Raw genomic sequence first — 12,687 nt, 5'->3', positions numbered from 1 at the left:
CACGGAGTAATGCCGAACGGCACGCGCCGGTCACCACGCGAGGACACCTCGTGGGTGCTGGCCCCGCTCCTGGAACTGCCGCACGTCGTCCACGCGGCCGTCATCTCCGGTGACGGTCTGATCGAGGCGGCGTCCCCGGGCATGGAGCGCGAGGCAGCTGAGGGCGTCGCCGCGATGATGTCCGCGCTCCAGGGCGCGGCCCGCACCACCACCGCCGCTTTCTCGGGCAACTTCGACGTCGGCCTGCGGCAGACGGTGATCGAGTCGGACCGCGGTTGGGTGTTCGCGGTACCGGCGGGTGAGAACACGTGCCTGGCGGTCTACGCGGGCCCGGACGTCAACATGGGTGTGGTGACGCACCACATGCAGGTCCAGGTGGCCACCCTGGGTGCCAAGACCATGAGTTCCCCACCCCGCCACGACGCGTCGTCATGAACCCGCCGCCTCGCGATGCCAGGCGTCTGGTACCGGCCTATCTGGCGACCGCCGGTAGGGCACATCCCAGTCGCAACACACTGGACCGGCTCACCCTGCTGCATGGCGCCTCGATGACCGCCTCCTCCGGGCTCCGCCCGGAGGAGCGGCGGTTGTTGGAGCTGCTTCAGCCCGGTGCGCTTTCCCTCGCGGAGGCAGCTGCCCACCTGCGGCTTCCGGTGAGTGTGGTCAAGGTTCTGGCCGCAGATCTGGTCGACGCGGGACATCTGATGGCCCGCGCCCCTGTCCCCAATGCCGAACTGCCCGAGCGGCAGATTCTGGAGAAAGTTCTCGATGGACTCCGTGCTCTCAAGTCGTCCACCTGACATGTATCTGGACGGTGCCGCTCAAACCCTGGTCAAGCTGCTGGTCGCTGGCCCTTTCGGGGTGGGTAAGACAACGCTCATCCGGTCGCTGTCGGAGACGGCGCCGCTGCACACCGAGGAGGTCATGACCCGTACCGGAGCGCTCGTCGACGATCTGGACGGGATCCGGGACAAGTCGGCCACGACGGTGGCCATCGACTTCGGGCGGCTGACCCTGCCGGGCGACCTGGTCCTGTACATGTTCGGCACGCCCGGTCAGCGACGGTTCCGGCCGCTGTGGCAGGACATCGCGCGGGGCGCCCTGGGGGCCCTGGTGCTGGCGGACACCCGCAGGCTGCGGGACTCCTTCGAGGTGATGGACATCATCGAGGAGGCGGGGCTGCGGTACGCGGTGGCCGTCAACACCTTCCCGGACTCTCCGAACCACGCGCCGGAGACCCTGCGGGACCACCTCGACCTGCACCCGGACACTCCGCTGGTGCTGTGCGACGCGCGTGATCGCCAGCAGTCGGCCGACGCCCTGATCGCGCTGGTCGGCCATGTTCTCGACAATCTCTCCGAGGAGCGTGCGTGAGCTCTCCCCCTTCACAGGGCGCCGCCCCGGGCCCGATGCCACCTCCGCTCAGTCAGCCGAGTCACGAGGTGACCCCGCTGTACGGGCAGGAGTTCGCGGACGACCCGCACGCGGTCTACGCGCGCCTGCGCCGGTACGGGGCGGTGGCTCCGGTGGAGCTGGCCCCCGGGGTGGGCGCGCTGCTCGTCATCGACTACCGGGCGGCTCTGGACCTGCTGCACGACACCGAGACCTGGTCGAAGGACTCGCGGTCCTGGCAGGACACGGTGCCGTCGGACTCCCCGATCCTGCCGATGCTTGAGTGGCGGCCGAACGTACTGTGGAACGACGGCGAGACACACGAGCGGTACCGCCAGGTGATCACGGACGGGTTCTCCCGGTTCGAGCCGTCCGAGATGCGCGACCACGTCATGGAGATCGCGGACACGCTGATCTCCCGGTTCGGTGCCACCGGCGAGGCGGACCTCATCTCGCAGTACGCGCGGAGTGTGCCGCTGATGCTGCTGAACCGGCTCTTCGGTCTTCCCGACTCCTACGCGGACCAGCTGTACACGGCCGTCGCGGGCATGCTGGACGGGAAGACGCCGGAGGAGGCGAACGAGGCGAACGCCGCCTTCACCGGGTACGTCACGGAGTTGGTGACCGCCAAGCTCCAGCAGCGGGGCCCCGACCTGACCTCGTGGTTCCTGGACCACCCGGTGGGGCTCAGCACCGAGGAGGTGGTGCACCAGATCGTGCTGACGATGGCGGCGGGCCTGGAACCCGCCACCAACCTCATCGGTAACGCGCTCGCCCGGATGCTCTCCGACGACCGTTACTACAGCACCCTGTCCGGCGGCGGCCTCACCCCGCGGGACGCGATCCACGACGTGCTGCACAACGAGCCGCCCATGTCGAACTACTCGGCGCACTTCCCGCGGCGGGACATCTACTTCCACGGCACCTGGATACGCGCCGGCCAGCTGGTGATGGTGTCCTACGCGGCGGCGAACACCCAGCGCGGTCGTACCGCGCCGGGTCAGACGGGCGGCGCGAAGGGTTCGGGGGGCGGCGCCCACCTGGCCTGGGCTGCCGGTCCGCACACCTGCCCGGTGCCGCACCACGCCGCACTGCTCGCCATGACAGCCATCGAACGACTGACCGCGTGGCTGTCGGATATCGAGCTCACCGTTGGGCATGACCAACTGGTGTATCGCCACGGGCCGTTCCACCGCGCCCTAGCGCAACTGCCCGCACGCTTCACGCCTATCAGCCCTCATCAGGCAGGAGCCACCCCATGGGACAGCAGTCCGCAGCAGGCACCTTCGTCATCGACCCGCTCGGGCGAGACCTCCCCGGAGAAGCAGCCAGTCTCCGCGAGCGTGGGCCCGCGGTCCTCGTAGAGCTTCCGGCGGGCGTGCCCGCCTGGTCGATCACCCGGTACGAACTTCTCAGGGAGTTGCTGGCCGATCCGCGGGTCTCCAAGGACCCGCGTCAGCACTGGCCCGCGTGGCAGCGCGGTGACTACCACGACAGCTGGCTCCGCTCGTGGGTCGGCGTGGTCAACATGTTCAGCTCCTACGGCGAGGAGCATCGCCGTCTGCGGAAACTGATCGCCCCGGCGTTCACGCTCCGCCGTACGCACGCGATGCAGCCGCAGGTGGAGCAGATCACCAATGAGCTGCTGGACGACATGGCGAAGGCCCCGGCCGGGGAACCCGTCGATCTGCGCTCCGCCTACTCCTTCCCGCTGCCGATGCGGGTGATCTGTGAGCTGTTCGGGATCCCCATGGAGCACCGGCCGGAGGTGGCACGGCTCGTCGAGCGGATCATGGCGACGAACGTCACTCCGGAGGAGGCGGCGGAGACCGCGGAGGGCGTGAACGCCGCGTTCTCCTCGCTGGTCGCCTTCAAGCGGGAGAACCCGGGCGAGGACCTCACCAGCACGCTGATCGCCGCCCGGGACGAGGACGGTTCGGGTCTGGAGGAGCAGCAGCTGCTGGACACGCTGCTGCTGGTGGTCGCCGCCGGGCACGAGACGACGGTGAACCTGATCGGCAACGCGGTGCACGCGCTGCTGACGCACCCGGAGCAGCTGAAGCTGGTGCGGGACGGCGAGGTGCCGTGGGCCAACGTCATCGAGGAGACGCTGCGCTGGGCGCCGAGCATCGCCAACCTGCCGCTGCGGTACGCGGTGGAGGACATCGAGCTGCCGGAGGGCGTCACCATCCGTAAGGGGGACGCGATCATCACCTCGTACGCGTCCTCCGGCTGGGATCCGGCCAAGCACGGTGAGACGGCCGACAGGTTCGACATACGCCGGGAGGACACCGAGCACCTGTCCTTCGGTCACGGAGTGCATTTCTGCCTGGGGGCCCCGCTGGCGCGGATGGAGGCGGGGATCGCGCTTCCGGCGCTGTTCGAGCGGTTCCCGGACATACATCTGGCGGTGCCGACCGAGGAGTTGGAGCACGTGCCCTCGTTCGTGGCACACGGCTTCGCGACGTTGCCCGTGAACCTGGGGGCGCCGAGCTGATCACTTAGCGAGACCGGCGCCGGGCCGGGCCGAGAGGCCCGGTGGGTTCAGGAGCGCCGGATCGTGCGGGAAGCGAACGGGGGCCGGGCGGGACACCGTCCGGCCCCCGTCGTGTGTCCATCGCCCGCGCGGCGCACCCCCACCCGCCGCTCCGGCTCCCCATCCGGCCCCGGATCGTCCGGGTCGCACAGCCGCGCCCGTCACCCAGCCACCGCCCGTCGCCCAGCCACCGCCCGTCGCTCTGCCACGCGAGGAGAGCCGCGTTGGCGGGGGCGGCGCTGGGGGCTGCGGCAGGCAGCGGCAGGCAGCGGCAGGCAGCGGCACTGAGACGTCCCGGAGGCGCAGGACGCAGAGGGGAACGAAGAGTTGAGAGAGGAGCGAGGTCGGGGGGAACCCGAGGTGAGAGCGGTGGCGCGGACGGAAGCGGAGGAGCCGTGGCGCGGAGGGCGGCGCACCGGCTCGTCGGGCCGGGCACGAGACGAGGTCTCCACGACGAGGCGGGGGGCTTCCGGCGCCGGGGCCGACGGCCTGGGCGACACGGCGGTGGGCCACACGGGGGCGATACGGAGGGGGCGATACGGCGGGGGACGGAACGCCCGGAACCCGCGGTGACGCGGGGAGGAGATGCCCGGTGAGCGGTGCGTGGAGATGAGGTGCACGGATGGCGCGGGAAGGGCGTGCGGGATGGGGACGTGTGCGAGGGGCGGCACCGGAGGCGCGTGGCGGCGCCGGGTGGCCACCGTGCGGGCCCGCGTCATCGTACGGGTCCGGAAGATAAGCGAATCCAGCCATTCTGGTCACCCGGACCTCGCTACCGGCGGGTGGACGGTGCCGGTGGGGTGGGGCTGCTCCGGCTCGTCCCGGCCGTGGGCAGGGCCGCACCGGCCGTGGTCAGCCCGGGAGTTCACCCCGGCGGGAGGCGGGGTGGAGCGGGGTCAGTCCGGGTCCGGGCGGTCCGCGCACGTCGCGCTCCCCGGCGCGAACTCACCCTCTGGAAGCGTCATGTCCATGCATGAAACCGTACGATGCGCGGCCCGGCGACTCCACGTCACCGAGCCTCTGGCTGACGGCGGAGGCTCGTCCGCTCGGCTCCCACCCACTCCGTCGGGCCGGGCTCCGCTCGGCGGACGGGCGGGGGCACCCGGCTCGACGCGACCGACGGACCCGCACCCCGTCCCGCCCCGTTCCCCACCGGGGAACCGACCAGACCAGCCACGACCAGCCACCCGCCCGCCACGCACCCGCACCGGCGGGTCGGGGCCGAACGAGAACACCCCACCATCCGCCCCTCAGTCGCGCGTCAGCACCAGCGGACGCCAACACACGGACACGATCCGGACATTGACGGTCAGTGAGCCGCAGCGGAACGACCGCGGTAGCGGGAAGAACGGTCAGTCACGCGACAGAGAACATCGAAGAGCGCCGAAGAACGCCGAAGAAGAGTAAGGAACAGTGGAGAACGGTGGCAGGGGCAGGAATGACGGGAAGCGCGACCGAGAGGAGTGACGACGGCGCCGTACGACCAGAATCCGGACAGCGGGAATCACCGATAGCCCCCGGGCGTCACGGAACACCGTGGCACCACGGGGCGAGTAACACCGTGGTACCGGCAATGAGGCACTAAGCGCCGAGAAGTACCCCGAAACACCCAGAAAGCATCAGAGACCGGCATCGAGACGTCAGAGAACCCGAGAAACCCGAGAAACCCGAGAAGCATGGCATCGCACCCCCAGCACCCCGCACTCCACCGACCCCGTCCGAGCGCCGACTTACCGCACCGGCGGGAGGCCCTGCCGGGCCCAGCCGAATCCGTCCGCGTCCGGCTCGGGGCCGCCGACACGTTCGTGACAATCCGTCACATGGACGCAGGCGTGCGGGGGTCACTTCGAGGGGAAGGTACGGGATTCGGGGAAGGTACGGGATTCAAAGGGTTCGTGGAGAGGCGAATACCCGAGCTGACGGGGATATGGGTGACAAGGCAGACTGACAGCTGCGGCAGTGGAGCGCAGAGGCAGGGGGCACCATGAGCGCCGAGGGGCACCACACGGCATGCGAACCCGAACAGCGCCAAGACCAGCTTCGCTTCATCGTGCTCGGACCGATTCGGGCATGGCTGGGCGCGAAGCCTCTCAGCATGGGGTCACCGCAGCAACGTGCCCTGCTGGCCGCGCTGTTGCTACGGAACGGCAGCACCGCCACCGCCGAGGAACTCATCGACGCCATATGGGGTGAGGAGCCGCCGCATCAGGCCAAGGCCACGCTGCGTACCTACGCCTCCCGTATCCGGAAGGCGCTGGGCCCGGCCGCCGACCGGCTGGTGAGCGAGGCCGGCGGCTACGCCCTCCGCACCGGACCCGACTGGGCGACGCTCGATCTGGACATCGCGACGCAGCGCGTGGCCGACGCCGAGAAGGCCGCGGCCAGCGGCGACCGCGCCCGGGCCCGCGCCGACTACGCGGAGGCGCTGGCCCAGTGGGACGGCGAGCCGCTGGCCCAGCTCCCCGGCCCGTTCGCCGAGACGCAGCGGACGCGACTGGAGGAGTGGAAGCTGAACCTGCTGGAGCACCGGCTGGATCTGGACCTCCAACTCGGCGGGCACGCCGAGGCGGTGAGCGAACTGACCGCGCTCACTGCGGCGCACCCGCTGCGCGAACGCTTCCGCGAACTGCTGATGCTGGCGCTGTACCGCAGCGGACGGCAGGCGGAGGCCCTCGCGGTGTACGCGGACACCCGGCGGCTGCTCCTGGACGAGCTGGGCGTGGATCCCAGACAGGAGCTGACCGACCTTCAGCAGCGCATCCTGGAGGCCGACGAGGAACTGTCGAAGCCGACCGAGACCGGCGGCGACACCCCGGCCGTCACCCTGACGCGCCCCGCGCAACTCCCGGCCACCGTCGCGGACTTCACCGGACGCGCCGCCTTCGTCCGGGAGCTGGGCGAGCAGCTGGCCGTCGGAGAGGGCGCGATCATGGCCGTGTCGGCGGTCGCCGGGATCGGCGGGGTCGGCAAGACCACCCTGGCCGTTCACGTGGCGCATGCCGCCGCGCAGCACTTCCCCGACGGACAGCTGTACGTCGACCTCCAGGGCGCCGGACCCGCCCCCGCCGAACCGGAAGCCGTCCTCGGCTCCTTCCTGCGCTCCCTGGGCACACCGGACTCCGCCATCCCCGAGGGCGTGGAGGAGCGCGCCGCGCTGTTCCGCTCCCTGCTCGCGGGGCGCCGCGTACTGACGCTGCTGGACAACGCGCGGGACGCGGCGCAGGTGCGCCCGATGCTGCCGGGCACCGCTGGCTGTGCGGCACTGGTCACCAGCCGGGTGCGGATGGTGGACCTGGCGGGCGCGCACCTCGTGGACCTGGACGTGATGAGCCCGGACGAGGCGCTGGCCCTGTTCAGCCGCATCGTCGGCGAGGAGCGGGTGGCGGCCGAGCGTCAGGCGTCCATGGACACCGTCGCCGCCTGCGGGTTCCTGCCGCTGGCCATCCGCATCGCCGCGTCCCGCTTGGACTCCCGCCGTACCTGGACCGTGCAGGTGCTCGCGGAGAAGCTGGCCGACGAACGCCGCCGGCTGGACGAACTCCAGGTGGGCGACCAGGCGGTGAAGGCCACCTTCGAGCTGGGCTACGGCCAGCTGGACGCGGCACAGGCCCGCGCGTTCCGCCTGCTGGGGCTCACGGCCGGACCGGACATCTCGGTGGGGGCCGCGGCCGCCCTGCTGGACCGCTCGCCCGACGACACCGAGGTCCTGCTGGAATCCCTCGTCGACACCTCGCTCCTGGAGTCGGCCGCCCCCCGGCGATACCGCTTCCACGACCTGGTGCGGCTCTTCGCCAGGGCCTGCGCCGAGCGAGACGAACAGCCGCCCAGCGAACGCGAGACCGCACGCTCACGGCTGCTCGACTACTACCTCGCCACCGCTGCCCACGTCTTCGAGATCGACCACCCGGGAGACCGGACGGTCGACCACCTGGAGCCGACACACCGCCCAGGACTGCGCTTCACCGACCGGGAGAAGGCGCTGGAGTGGCTGTTCGCCGAGGCGCCCTGCCTGCTGGCGTGCGCCAAGCAGTCGGCGGGCACGGCCAGTTCCCTCCAGCGCGCGGCCGACCTGCTGATCGCGACCAACGTGCTGGCCGACTCCGGCATCCACTCGCTCGGCTACGAGCAGGCGGTGATCGCCGTACGGGACCACGCCCACCGTCTGAGCAACGCGAAGGCGGAAGCCCGCGCCCGGCTGATGCTCACCCACGCGCACACCGTGGCCGGGCGGTTCCCGCAGGCCGACGCCGAGGCCCAGCAGGCGATGCTGCTGGCCCTCGCCGCCGAGGACCCCCTCTCCAGCTCGTACGCGCCGAACGACCGGGCGATCATCGCGACATACCAGGGGCGGCACGAGGACGCCGAGTCCTACCTCTCCCAGGCCATCAAGGCGTTCCGGGCCGACGGCAACAAGCCCAGCGAGGCGGCGGCGCTCTGCAACCTGTCCCGGGTGCACATCGCGCTCGGCCAGTCAGAGAGCGCGGTGACCCTCGCCGAACAGGGCGCGGCGATCTACCGGGTGATGGGCAACTCCCTGCGCGTGGCCAACGGCGGCTACACGCTGGGCTGCGCCCTGGTCCACGCGGGACGGACGGCCGAGGGCCTGGCCCAACTGTCCGAGGCGAGCGCGCTGTTCAGCAGCAGCCGCCAGGCACGCTGGGAGGGCGTCACGCACTTCCGCATCGCCGAGGCGCACCTGATGGACGGCAACGCCCCGGCCGCCGCCCGGCACGCCGAACAGGCCATCGCGCTCCGGGTCATCGGCGGCGACTGGCGCCGGGCCACGGTCCTGATCGTCCTGGGCAAGGCGCTGGACGCACTGCACCAGACGGACCGGGCCCGGGTCTGCTGGCAGGAGGCGCTGGGCGTGTTCGAGGGTCTGGGCTCGGCGGAGGCCGCGGAGGTCCGGGAGCTTCTGGCTCTCAACGCCCCCGTCTCCTGACCCGGAGACGACCACGGACCGACGACGCGGGGGCCCGGCGGCGACTTCGAGTGCCGAGCCCCCCGGTCCGGTCCGGATCGGGGGCCCGGCAGCCCGCCGCCCACTGGCTGCCGCCCACCGCCGACAACTCCCATTCGCCGCCTGACGTCTGCCACCTGCCGTCCGCCGTCTGCTGGGTGCTGGGTGCCGTCTGCTGGGTGTTGGGGTACTGGAAGATCAACTGTCGGTTGCTGGTGGGGGTTTAGTCCGACGGGCGGTGGGAGAGGTGCGTGCGATCAGTGAACGGGCAGGTCAGGGCGTTGAGTTGGGCGCCGACCGCGAGCGCGGCGGAGCGGCGGGAGGCCGATAGACGGGGCGCGCATCAATCGTTCATCGTTCGTTTATCGCGACGCGTCATGCTCGACTCATTCGATCCGTCGCCGCGGGGGGCAGGCGGATTGATTGGGGGAAGCCGCTGTCCCATACGGTGAGCGGCCGTGAGACACCCGCCCGGCGGCCCACGGGGGAGCCGCCGGGCGAGTGCGTCAATGTCAAGCCTGCCCAAGGAGTTTCAGACATGGCCACCCACGAGAAGAAGAACCAGAAGAACGACAAGCGTCCAACGAGTGTCCCTGGGAGCGACGAGCACCACGGGACGGGTATGCCCGGCACCACCGACGAGCACCACGGCACGGGCGGCCCCGGCACCGAGGAGCACCACGGGACCAGCACTCCCGCTGAGTAAGGCCAACCGCCACGGGGGACACGCGAGGGCCGCTGTCGATAGCGCAGAGGGGGAGCGATCGGCAGCGGCCCCGCTGAGCGTTGACAACTCAACAGCTCTACGGACGACGGCTGGTTCGCCGTCCGACGGTCGACGTGTCAGTCAGCCGAGAGCCGGATGCTTCCCGTCTCGAAAACCGGGTTATCCCGTATTCCGTGACCCCTCATCTAGGAGCCCCGCATGTCCCGTGTGAAGAAGATCCTCGTCATATGCGCAGCCACCGCGGGCGCCCTCGGCGCTATGGCCGCCCCCGCAGCGGCGGACTACCAGGTCACCGGTGGCGACGAACACCACAGCTCGTCGGGCCCGCTCGGGTCGGACGAGCACCACAGCTCGGAGGCACGGGGCCTCACGACCCAGGGCTGACCGCCCTGGGCGCACACGCTCCCACCCATCGGTACCGCCGACCGCACCTCGGCACCACCGGATACAGCACCGGCGCCCGGACCCCAACGGTCCGGGCGCCGCGTCGTCTTGGGGCATCGGGGCATGGAGACGGTGGAGACCAGCCGTGTCCATGGGGGCGTGGCGGGCCGGTGGTTGCCTGGCCGGACCACCGGCCGGGTTCCGTCCGTCCGGGTGCCGTACGGTGAGAAGCGTCCGTATGGTCGCCGGCCTCCCGTCGCCGTACCCGGGGCGCGCCCCGGGGAGCGTCACGGCCGGAACCCCTGAGCACCGAAGCTCGGCGGGCGAACCGGAAGCGCGGGTCATGAGTCAGGGCGAAGCCAACCGACCGTCGGGGCACCGGCGTTCGCCTGCCCGGCGGCCCGGCTGGCGTGGTGTCGGCCGGGTGTTGCTGTCCCTGACCAGCCACCACACCTTCGTCCTGGGGGTGGTGGTCGCGGCCGGTGGGTTCGCCGCGGCGATCCGTGGCCTGCTGGACGGGGACGGCGTCCTCGGGGTGCTGACGCTGACCGGAGCGGCCCTCGCGGGAACGGCGCTCGCCTGCGCCTCGATCATCCAGTTCGGCCGGAGGGAACGTCGTCGCTGAGGGCCAGCCCGTCCGTCAGCGACTCCCGCAGCGCGGTGAGGTGCGTGGGGGCGTACCGCAGGGCCCAGCGCTCGACCGCGGCTACGAATCCGTGCAAGTCCTCCCGGACCTCCGTGAGGAGACGCTCCAGGCAGTCGGCGTCCACCACCAGTGCCGTGTCGAGTGACTGTTCCGGGTCGCGCGGCCCCGCGTCGGCCGTCGAGCTGGGGAATCCGTCCGTCGGGGTGGGGCGGCGGTCCGCGCGGTCCGCGTCGCCGTCGCCGGTGGAGGGGGTTCGACGTGCGTCGGGCCAGAAGTAGGCCGTGGTTCCCCGGAGTTCCACCTGGGGTGTCGGATCGTGGCCGAGCCAGGGCACTTCGCCGTCGAACAGTTCGGTCCACTCGGGCCAGTCCTCCAGGCCGGAGCAGCAGCCGGGGGTGATGGTCCGGCCGGTCGCCGGGTCACGGAGGCGAAGCCCTCCAGGTATCAACAGATGTTCCACGCGGGTCAGTTGGCCCAGTCTGCGCAGGGCGGCTTCCCCCTCCGAGCCCGGGACCGGATCCGGAGTGGAAGCCGGGTTCAGACCCGGAACCAGGTCCGAGGCCGGGTCCGGGTCCGGGGCCGGAGCCAGGTTCGGGAGGTTCATGGCCGGGTCTGACTCCGAGCCCCGGTCGTCCGGGCCATCCGGGTCGCACTGGTTGTAGTCAACGAGGACGGCGAGGGCCAGTCCGACCTCGTCCGAGGTCAACTCACCGGAGAGCACCAGCAGTCCGTCGGGCGCCGGTTCGGCGGTCGGCCAGCCGTCGAACACCGTCCGGTAGGCGGTCTCCAGGACCGGTTCCGCGCGCGGCTCCCCTGTCTCGCTCAACTCCCCCACCTCTCACGGTTCTTCGGCTCTCGCGGCTTCGCACGGCTCGCCGGCTCCCCGGCTCCCGCCCCCTCGGACCCGGCTCCCCGGCCTCAGCCGCCTCAGCCGCCTCAGCCGCCTCAGCCGCCTCAGCCGCCTCAGCCGCCTCAGCCGCCTCAGCCGCCTCAGCCGCCTCAGCCGCCTCAGCCGCCTGCCCAGCTTGCCCAACTCCGTCGGCGCGGCACAACGGGTTAGCACCCGGGTGCTTCCTCCTTCCCGGGCACCGGGTTCGCTCCGCCGGGCACCGGACGCTCCGGTCCGGGGCGCGAAGCCGGGCGTCCGGCTCGCTCCGTCCCGGGGTCATCCTCGAACTCCTGGTGTCCGCCCGTGGGTTCGTGTTCGGTCTTCGTTCGGTGTGTTCAGCGCGCTCAGCCGCGTTCAGCCGCGTTCAGCCGCGTTCAGAGCGGACCGAGGTCGGAGCTGAACCAGTGGTCGGGGCGCAGCCGGAAGAGGACCGTCGGTCCATGGTCCTGACTGGCGAACTCCACGTAGTTCGCCACCTTCTCGGCGGGCAGGTAGCGCGTCGCGAACTGCCGGAGGTCGTCATCCGTCCCCGCGCGGCTCTCCACCACCGTGCCCTCGACGGAGACGTAACGCACCGTGGGGCGCACGCGTTCGGCCAGCAAGCTGAACCGTCCAGCAGCCCGGATCAGACGGGCCTTGCGGGAGTCGGCGCCGGTCAGCACGCGGAGGTCGGCGCCCGGTTCGTAGAGGTACCAGACCGGCACGGTCAGCGGGGCCCGTCCCGGATCGCCCTCCACCGACAGGGCGCCGATGTGCGGTTCGGAAAGGAACAGTTCGCGCTCTTCGTGGGACAGGGGCACGGTTCTCCTCCAACGGACGCGTGGCGGTGACGCGGTCTCCGGGGCCCTCTCGGTCGCCGGGGTTCCCGTGCGCGGGGCCGCGCGTCCGGAACCCACCGGGGACGGGTGCCCGAGGCCCCCAGTATCGGCCCGTCGCGTCCACGGCGCAGCGTCACTCACGGCTCCCCCGCCCGTCCCTCCACCCTGCTCCCGCACCGGCGCCACCTCCGGCACGCCCTCCCGTCCTTTCCCCGTCCCATCCCTCCCGGTCCCGCTCGTCCCCTCCTGGTCGCTGTCCTTCCGGCGCCTTCTCGTCCGTCGTCACCAGCCTGGCCGATCCCGCCCGTCACCCGCCCTCACCCCCTCGCCCCCCC

The 12,687-nt window shown here is 71.3% G+C and carries 12 protein-coding genes; 10 read left to right on the top strand and 2 right to left on the bottom strand.

Annotated features, from left to right (window positions below):
• Nucleotides 1–9 precede the first annotated feature (9 nt).
• From E0L36_RS21095 to E0L36_RS21050, 10 genes are all read left to right on the top strand, one after another.
• Nucleotides 10–435 (top strand): roadblock/LC7 domain-containing protein, encoded by a 426-nt coding sequence (locus E0L36_RS21095; RefSeq protein WP_180930884.1) that lies wholly within the window; start codon nucleotides 10–12, stop codon nucleotides 433–435.
• A complete protein-coding gene (locus tag E0L36_RS21090) occupies nucleotides 432–800 on the top strand; it encodes a DUF742 domain-containing protein (protein WP_180930676.1) in 369 nt (122 codons plus the stop codon). Before E0L36_RS21095 ends, E0L36_RS21090 begins: the two co-directional genes overlap by 4 nt.
• Nucleotides 769–1,374 (top strand): ATP/GTP-binding protein, encoded by a 606-nt coding sequence (locus E0L36_RS21085; RefSeq protein ID WP_374705568.1) that lies wholly within the window; start codon nucleotides 769–771, stop codon nucleotides 1,372–1,374. The genes E0L36_RS21090 and E0L36_RS21085 overlap by 32 nt, the downstream gene beginning before the upstream one ends.
• Nucleotides 1,371–2,756: a cytochrome P450 gene (locus E0L36_RS21080; protein ID WP_308416854.1), complete on the top strand. Its 1,386-nt coding sequence runs from the start codon at nucleotides 1,371–1,373 to the stop codon at nucleotides 2,754–2,756. Before E0L36_RS21085 ends, E0L36_RS21080 begins: the two co-directional genes overlap by 4 nt.
• A complete protein-coding gene (locus E0L36_RS21075) occupies nucleotides 2,651–3,889 on the top strand; it encodes a cytochrome P450 (protein WP_180930674.1) in 1,239 nt (412 codons plus the stop codon). The genes E0L36_RS21080 and E0L36_RS21075 overlap by 106 nt, the downstream gene beginning before the upstream one ends.
• A gap of 2,023 nt (nucleotides 3,890–5,912) precedes the next feature.
• Nucleotides 5,913–8,870: an AfsR/SARP family transcriptional regulator gene (locus E0L36_RS21070; protein WP_180930673.1), complete on the top strand. Its 2,958-nt coding sequence runs from the start codon at nucleotides 5,913–5,915 to the stop codon at nucleotides 8,868–8,870.
• Nucleotides 8,871–8,920: 50 nt separating this feature from the next.
• Nucleotides 8,921–9,115, top strand: a complete 195-nt coding sequence (locus tag E0L36_RS21065) for a hypothetical protein (RefSeq protein ID WP_180930672.1) — start codon at nucleotides 8,921–8,923, stop codon at nucleotides 9,113–9,115.
• Nucleotides 9,116–9,426: 311 nt separating this feature from the next.
• Nucleotides 9,427–9,594 carry a hypothetical protein gene (locus tag E0L36_RS21060; RefSeq protein ID WP_180930671.1) on the top strand — a complete coding sequence of 56 codons (168 nt, stop codon included), beginning with the start codon at nucleotides 9,427–9,429 and terminating at the stop codon, nucleotides 9,592–9,594.
• A gap of 219 nt (nucleotides 9,595–9,813) precedes the next feature.
• The gene (locus tag E0L36_RS21055; protein ID WP_180930670.1) at nucleotides 9,814–9,999 is read left to right on the top strand and encodes a hypothetical protein; all 186 of its coding nucleotides are present in this window, start codon (nucleotides 9,814–9,816) and stop codon (nucleotides 9,997–9,999) included.
• Between the two features lie 343 nt (nucleotides 10,000–10,342).
• Nucleotides 10,343–10,624 carry a hypothetical protein gene (locus E0L36_RS21050; protein WP_180930669.1) on the top strand — a complete coding sequence of 94 codons (282 nt, stop codon included), beginning with the start codon at nucleotides 10,343–10,345 and terminating at the stop codon, nucleotides 10,622–10,624.
• Here E0L36_RS21050 and E0L36_RS21045 read toward each other — a convergent pair.
• Together E0L36_RS21045 and E0L36_RS21040 are read right to left on the bottom strand one after the other, a co-directional pair.
• Entirely contained in the window at nucleotides 10,590–11,471 is an 882-nt protein-coding gene (locus tag E0L36_RS21045; RefSeq protein ID WP_180930668.1) for a hypothetical protein, read from the bottom strand. The two genes, E0L36_RS21050 and E0L36_RS21045, sit on opposite strands and share 35 nt — an antisense overlap.
• Before the next feature lie 437 nt (nucleotides 11,472–11,908).
• Complete coding sequence (locus E0L36_RS21040; RefSeq protein WP_180930667.1) at nucleotides 11,909–12,334, bottom strand: pyridoxamine 5'-phosphate oxidase family protein; 426 nt, start codon at nucleotides 12,332–12,334, stop codon at nucleotides 11,909–11,911.
• Nucleotides 12,335–12,687 lie beyond the last annotated feature (353 nt).

It is taken from the genome of Streptomyces sp. AJS327 (assembly GCF_013450295.1).
In the GTDB taxonomy this organism is placed as follows: Bacteria; Actinomycetota; Actinomycetes; order Streptomycetales; family Streptomycetaceae; genus Streptomyces.
The sequence above is the reverse complement of the archived record's forward strand: the minus strand, read 5'-3'. Positions and strand labels throughout refer to the sequence as shown.